Annotated in this window: 5 protein-coding genes; 2 read left to right on the top strand and 3 right to left on the bottom strand. The window is 77.2% G+C overall.

Annotation, left to right across the window (positions count from 1 at the left end; translation table 11 throughout):
• Positions 1-134 precede the first annotated feature (134 nt).
• Entirely contained in the window at positions 135-899 is a 765-nt protein-coding gene (locus tag AB0O40_RS37280) for a hypothetical protein (RefSeq protein ID WP_365050626.1), read from the bottom strand.
• Positions 900-946: 47 nt separating this feature from the next.
• Positions 947-2,104: a Dyp-type peroxidase gene (locus tag AB0O40_RS37275; protein ID WP_365050624.1), complete on the bottom strand. Its 1,158-nt coding sequence runs from the start codon at positions 2,102-2,104 to the stop codon at positions 947-949.
• 308 nt (positions 2,105-2,412) lie between these two features.
• Between AB0O40_RS37275 and AB0O40_RS37270 the strand changes: the two genes are divergently transcribed.
• Together AB0O40_RS37270 and AB0O40_RS37265 are read left to right on the top strand one after the other, a co-directional pair.
• Positions 2,413-2,844 carry a hypothetical protein gene (locus AB0O40_RS37270; protein ID WP_365050623.1) on the top strand — a complete coding sequence of 144 codons (432 nt, stop codon included), beginning with the start codon at positions 2,413-2,415 and terminating at the stop codon, positions 2,842-2,844.
• Positions 2,845-2,846: 2 nt separating this feature from the next.
• On the top strand, positions 2,847-5,504 hold the full coding sequence (locus AB0O40_RS37265; RefSeq protein ID WP_365050621.1) for a caspase family protein: 2,658 nt from the start codon (positions 2,847-2,849) through the stop codon (positions 5,502-5,504).
• 53 nt (positions 5,505-5,557) lie between these two features.
• On the opposite strand, the gene AB0O40_RS37260 is transcribed toward AB0O40_RS37265, so the two are convergent.
• Positions 5,558-6,167: ATP-binding cassette domain-containing protein (locus AB0O40_RS37260; protein WP_365050619.1), on the bottom strand; the 610-nt coding region annotated here is incomplete at its 5' end.

Here is a 6,167-nt window from a genome sequence, read left to right as displayed (position 1 = left end):
GCGTTTGAGGCGACCGCCGCGCAGCGGTGGTGCGGGGGATCCGGGGGCAGCTGCCCACCGGTTTCGGGATGGGGGTCCCCCCGGACGGAGTCTGGGGGAGGGCGGGGAGGGGACGGCTCCGCGCAGCGGGAGCGTCAGGCCCTCCGGGCCTGCCAGGGGGCGTCCGGGACGGCGGCCGCCGCCGGGCGCGGGGCCACGTCCACGCGGAGGGGGGCCGGGAGGCCGGCCGGCCGGGCCTCGACCCGCCGGAGGCCACCCGCCGGGTCCAGCCAGTACCGGAGCCGCGACCCCCCGGCCCCCCGCCCCCGCACCGGCCCGCCGAACACCCCGTACGACCGCCCCTCCAACCGCTCCGACCCCACCCACTCCGCCCCCGACTGCGCCAGCAGCTGCGCGTTCTCCGGCCGGTCCGCCCCCAGATTGACCGTCAGCCGCAGCACCACGTCGAAGGGATCACCGGTGTAGGCCCGCGACGACCAGCCCCCCGGCGCCACCGCCCGCGCCGCGGCGGCCACCGCCGCAGGGTCCGCGGGCCCCCCGCCCGCACCGGACGGCCGCCGCGCCACCGCCAGCCCGGTCGCGTCCCAGGCCACCAGCCCGGCCCCCGGCGCGGCACCGCCCGACACCCGGTAGGAGCCGACTCCGCGGTGCCGCCGGTAGTCGACCAGCCCGGTGATCTCGACGGTGCCGCCCGCCATCGGCGCCCGGGCCACCAGCGCCGCCGGGCTCCGCTCGTACATGCTGAAGCGGGCCAAGGCCAGTTGCTGGGCCTCCTCGCCGGTCACCGGCCGGGGCCCGGGGTCCCGTACGACGGCGAAGGTCACGGCGGCCGCGGCGGCCACGGCCGTGACCAGGCCCCCGACGAGGGCGGTGCGGCGGCGGATACGGCTTCGGGGCATGGCGGACGTCTCCTCGGGAGGGGCTGGTCTGGTCGGGGCGCACGGCATCAGGCGAGGAGCGCGGCCCCCAGCGGCTGCCCCGGCGCCGCCCCCGGCAGGACGAAGTACAGCCCGGAGCCCACGTGTTCGCTGAACGGCCGCAGCGCGTCTCGGGCGGCCAGCCGCTCCTGGACCCGGACGAAGAGCTTCGGGTCGTTCATGTACGCGAGGAAGAGCAATCCCCGGTCCCCGGGCCCGTCGTCGTACGAGTAGCCGCGCCGCAGCATCCGGGCCCCGCCGTCCAACCGGGAGTGCGCCAGCCGCACATGGGCGTCGAGGGGCAGCACGTACCGGCCCTCGGGGGACTTCGCGAACAGGTCGAGCGGGGTGTGCTCGTCGCGCCGGCCCAGCGGCGCGCCGCTGTCGCGGACCCGGCCGATGACCGCCTCCTGGCGGCGGACCGGCAGCCCGGCGAAGCGCTCCGTCCGCAGCCGGATCCGCCGCATCACCAGGTAACTGCCGTCGCGGTCGGGCCCGTCGGGTACCCAGAGCCAGCGCTCCCCCTCGGCCGGGGTCGGGTTGGCCGTGCCGTCCTTGAAGCCGAGCAGGTTGCGGGGGGTGCGGCCGGCCGCGTGCGCCGGCAGGAAGCCGGTCTGCCGCCAGCGCGGCCGCAGCACGGTCCCGGCCGCCGCGGTGACCCGGGCGGCGGTGGCGGCCACGCCGGACCGGTCCTCCCCGCACACCTGGACGAGCACGTCCCCGCCGGAGAACTCCGCCGCGAGCCGGTCCCCGGGAAAGCCCGGCAACTCGCGCAGGAGGGCCGGGGCGCGCAGCCCCAGCCGGGCGGGCAGCGCCGGGCCGATGCCCACGGTGACCGTCTCCCCCGCCGGGCCGGCCGCCGACCGGCTCCAGCCGGCCAGCACCTCCCGCAGCCGGCGCGCCCCGTCGGGACCGCGCACGCCCGGCGCGAGGTCGTACCCCAGCACGAGGGCGTGCCGCTGCGCCGGGGTGAGGATGCCGGCCTGCCGGGGGCCGTGCCGGGGCCCGCCCCGGCCGGACCCGGGCGCGGCGGCTCCGGGCGCGGCGGACCCGGGCGCGGCGGACCCGCCCGGTCGTTCCGGTCCGGCCCGTCCGCCGCATCCCGTGGCCGAGCCCCCCGTGACGAGCAGGGCGCTTCCGGCGAGGAGCCCCCGGCGGCTGGGGCCGGACTGGGCGGAGGTCGACATCGGCTGCGCGTCCCGCGGGTGAGGAGGGCCTGACTGGGAGTCGCCCGACCGTACCGCCGCCCGCCCGCACGGGCCCCCGCATGCCGCCGGGCACGGCCCGGCGTGTCGCGGAGACCGCGGCGCACCGGGCGCGCCTCGCGGGACCGGCGCCCGGCAGGATCGTCGGCCCGTACGAAGAGCGCCCGATACGACGAATCCGCATGCCGGCGCGTGGATGTGTGCCACGCTCTGCACGGGCGCTGCGGGCTCCCGGCCGGGCGCCGGGGACGGTGCCCGCGCCGGGGCGGGGCGGACGGGAGGGACGCGGGATGGAGCTGGTCATCGGGGTGGTCGACCCCGAAGAGAGCGCTGCGGTACGGGACTTCTACCGCTGGCTGTGCCAGGAGGACGAACCGCCCGGCAGGTTCGAACTGACCTCGCGGCCGGTACCGGGCTCCATGGGCGGCGGCCTGGACGTCATCAACCTGGCGCTCACCCACGCCGTGGCCGTGGGCAACCTGGCCCTCGCGTACGCGGGTTGGCGCCGGGCCCGGCGCAGCCGGGCGGTCCTGACCGTCACCCGGCCGTCCGACGGCCTGACGGTCACGGTCGAGGACGGCTCGCCGGAGACGGTCCAGCGGTTGCTCAGCGCCCTGACGGCCGAGCCGCCCGCGGTCCCGGCGCCGACGCCGCCCGGCCCGGGCGCGACCGGCGCGACCGGCGCGGCCGGGACGGACACCCCGGCCGCCGGGGGCCGCTGACCGTGGAACTGGCCGACCCCCAGGGCTCGTACGCCGTCCTGATCGGCTCCTCCCGGTACGCCGACCCCGGCCTCGAGGACCTGCCGTCGGTGGCCGCCAACCTCCACGACCTGGGGCGGCTGCTGGAGGACCCGGCCGTCTGGGGCCTGCCGCCCGGGCACTGCGTCCGGATCCCGGACCCGGCCGGCACCACGGACGTCCTCGACGCGGTGCACCGGGCGGCGCAGCGGGCCACCGACTCGCTCCTGGTGTACTTCGCGGGGCACGGCCTGCCCGGCCCGGACGGCGACGGGCTGCTGCTCGCCCTGCCCGGCGCCGATCCCGAACGCCCTTACACCTGGCTGGACTTCCGGGACGTCCGGCGGGAGGTGCTGGGCAGCGGGAAGCGGGTCCACCGGGCGGTGGTGCTGGACTGCTGCTACAGCGGCCAGGCGCTGGCCGGCGGGATGAGCGGGCCGGTGACGCTCACCGAGCAGGCCCGGATCGCCGGGACGTACCTGCTGACCTCGACCTCCGCCAACACGATGGCGCTGGCCCCGCCGGGCGAAGCGCACACGGCCTTCACCGGCGAACTGATCCGGCTCCTGGAGCGCGGCCTGCCGGGCGCGGGCCCGCTGCTGACCGGCCCGGACCTGTACGACCACCTGCTCGCGGAACTCCGCGCCAAGGGCCGCCCGCTGCCCCAGCAACGCCTGAGCAACACGGGCCGCACCCTGGCCTTCGCCCGCAACCGGTACGGGGCCGCGGCCCGGGCCACGGAGCCGGCGGTGCCCCAGCCTCCGGCCCCGGTCGTCCCGGAGCCGTTCCGGGAGGTCTTGAGGGCCCAGCCCCGGGTGATCGCCGACCGTGCGGCGGTCCTGGCCGCCACCGACCCCGACGCGTCCTGGGAACTCCTCCGGCTGGCGGCGGTGACCCGGCCGGCCCAGGAGGTGGCCGCGCTGGTCCGCCTGCTGCTGGGCCGGGAGCCGTACCCCGTCCTGTCGAGACCGCTGGAAAGGATTCCGCGCCCGGGGGCGCCTCTCTCGGAAGTCGTCCACGCCACCGCGGCGGCCGACCGGTCGCCCGGGGACCTCGCCGTGTTCGCGCGGGCCCTGCGGGCACTGGACGCCGATGACGAAGCCCGGCTCCTGGTCCATCGCATCGCGGCGTTCCGCAGGCCCGAGGACGTCGCAGCCACCATCCGGGCCCTGTCCGGGAGCCGGGAACAGCCCGAGGGGGATGCCGCGGCCCTGCTCGACGCGGCGATCCGATTCCTCAGGACCACCGAGGCCGTGCTGGAGCTGGCGGGTGCGCTGTGGTCGGCGGAGCTGGACGAATGCGCCGACCGGGTGCTGCGCGCCCCCGCGGTGTCCGCGCCGCCGGAGGCGGCCCGCCTCGCGGACGCGCTGCGGGCCATGGGCAGGGTGGCGGAGGGCCTGACCCTGTACTCCTCGGTCCTGGCGGACGGTCCCCGGGAGCCGGCCGAGGTGGTCCGGATGGTGGCTGCGGCAGAGCGGGCCGGTGGGCGCATCTGGGCTCACACATTCGTCGAGGCGGCAGCGGCGGCCGACACCTCGGTCCCGGCCACCGGCGGCCTGTGCGACGCCTTGTGGGCCGCCGGTCTCGCGGGTCACGCCCGGTCCGTGCTGACCTCGTCGGCCTCCCGGCTCAAAGTCCCCGAACTCATCTCCCTGGGCGACCTCCTGCACGCGCAGGGACACGGGGCGGAAGTGCTCATCCTGTTCGACGATGCGGCCGGCCACCGGTCTCCCGAGGACGGCCTCGTCCTGGTCCGGGCACTGCGGGAGGCGGGCCGTCCGCTCGACGCCCAGGACCTCCTGGCGGCGCTCGCGCGGCGGCCGGTCGAGTTCGTCGCGGGGCTGCTCGCCGGGCTCGACGGCCCTGGTGCGGGCCGGGACCGGGACCGCGTGATGGCGGCACTGCCGACGGACCTGGCGGCGCGCACCGAGTTGATCCGCATCCTGATTGCCGGTCGCCGGCCGTACGGGTACCTCATGGGGCCCTTCTGCCGGCTACCCGCCCTGGAGATGATCGAACAGGTGCACGTCTGGCTCGGGCAGTTCGGCGACGCGCCGGCCCACGAATTGCTGCACCACCTCGTGCAGACCGCACCGGACCGGGCGGTGGAGCTCCTCGAATGCCTTGAGGAGGCCGGGCCGGGGGCCCTCGGGCGGTTCGTGCACCACAGGCCGCTGGGGGCGGATCCCCTGCTCGACCGCACCGTCCTGCGTGCCTTGCTGACGACCGTCGGCGGCCGGGCGACCGCCCCGCTGGAGCCCGTATCGGACCTGGTGATCGACCTGCTCGTGAACACGCGCGGCCAAGCCCTCGACCGCCGGGTCACGGCGATCGCGGCACTGTGCCGGGCCGGTCTGACGGAACGGGTCGATCGAGCCCTGGCTCGGAGCAATGTGCGTCAGCCGAACCCGGACGTGGTCGCTCTGGCAGCGCAGTTGACCGCCCGTGGGCTCTCGTCCAGCGCCCGGAGCGTGATCCGCGGCGCCGGGTGGATGTCCCCGGAGACCCACCGGCAACTCGTGCGGGACCTCATGGAGGCGGACCTGACCGACCTCGCGATGTACGCCGAGATGACGTACGGCGGGCCGCCCGGCCCCGGCGCGGAGGCCGGTCCGGCCATGCAGCGGGACCTCGGGGCCTGAGCCGAGGGAGCGCTGCCGGACCGGGACGGCTCATGCGCCGAGGGGCCGGGCCCTCACCCCTCCCCGTCCGGCCGGACCGCGATGTGGTCCGGTTCCAGTTCGAGCAGGACGCGGTCGGCCATGTCCAGGGCGGTCGTGTACTCGGTGGGGAGTTGGAGGCGGCCGGCCCGGTCCAGGGTGGCGTACTCGCGGGTGACCAGGGACTCGCGGCCGTCGGCGTCGACCTCGGTGCGGCGCAGGACCTCGGAGGAGGTGCGGCCGTCGCGGATGGCGACGGTGCGGCGCACCTCGGAGGCGACGGCTTGGTCGTGCGTGACGATCACGATGGTGGTGCCCAGCTCCTCGTTGGCGCGCCGGAAGGCGGCGAAGACCTGGTCGGCGGTGGCGGAGTCGAGTTCGCCGGTGGGCTCGTCGGCCAGCAGCACCGAGGGTTCGTTGGCCAGGGCCACGGCGATGGCCACCCGCTGCTGCTGGCCGCCGGAGAGCTGCCGGGGGCGGTGGTCCGCGTACCGGTCCACGCCGAGCATCGACAGCAGCTCGTCGGCCCGCTCGGCCTGGGCGCGGCGGCGGCCCCGGCCCCCGCCGCGCAGCCGCATGACCCGCGGCGCAAGCTCGGTGAACCGCCGGTCATCGTGACCGTGCCGGGCTCCGGCTACCGGATCT

Origin of the sequence: Streptomyces sp. NPDC089919, assembly GCF_040684615.1 — a bacterium.
Classification (GTDB): Bacteria; Actinomycetota; Actinomycetes; order Streptomycetales; family Streptomycetaceae; genus Streptomyces.
This window is presented reverse-complemented; position numbering and strand designations above follow the sequence as displayed.

Bases quoted from the DNA above. Each gene is read 5' to 3' on its own strand.
- AB0O40_RS37270 (WP_365050623.1), top strand. From the start codon at position 2,413: ATGGAGCTGGTCATCGGGGTGGTCGACCCCGAAGAGAGCGCTGCGGTA.
- AB0O40_RS37280 (WP_365050626.1), bottom strand. From the start codon at position 899: ATGCCCCGAAGCCGTATCCGCCGCCGCACCGCCCTCGTCGGGGGCCTG.
- AB0O40_RS37275 (WP_365050624.1), bottom strand. From the start codon at position 2,104: ATGTCGACCTCCGCCCAGTCCGGCCCCAGCCGCCGGGGGCTCCTCGCC.